Origin of the sequence: Acinetobacter sp. USHLN143 (genome assembly GCF_037145695.1) — a bacterium.
Classification (GTDB): domain Bacteria; phylum Pseudomonadota; class Gammaproteobacteria; order Pseudomonadales; family Moraxellaceae; genus Acinetobacter; species Acinetobacter fasciculus.
In genome coordinates this window covers 1-224 of the sequence record NZ_JBBCWZ010000315.1, presented here as the reverse complement: position 1 = coordinate 224, position 224 = coordinate 1, and the positions used below count along the sequence as shown (strand labels likewise).

Sequence of the window (224 nt, the reverse complement as noted above, 5' to 3'; positions counted from 1 at the left end):
CAGCATGCTGGCCTGAACGACTATCCTGAAAGTCATAGATCACCGCCTGAACTGGATTGTACTGTGTAGTGGCATAGGCCCAGACATAACCTTTCTTCGGTTTTTTCTCATTCTCACCCATCCGCATGATGGTGACCGGTGTTTCATCTGCATGCAGCACCTGCTGTTGTAGTACCACCTCTTTTAAGGCATTGGCCAGAGGCTCCAGTTCTACACCGCAGCGA

1 protein-coding gene is annotated in these 224 nt (G+C 50.4%); it reads right to left on the bottom strand.

Annotated features, from left to right (window positions below; translation table 11 throughout):
* Positions 1 to 224 (bottom strand): IS66 family transposase (locus WFH18_RS18185; protein WP_336755458.1); only part of this gene is annotated, 224 nt, incomplete at both ends.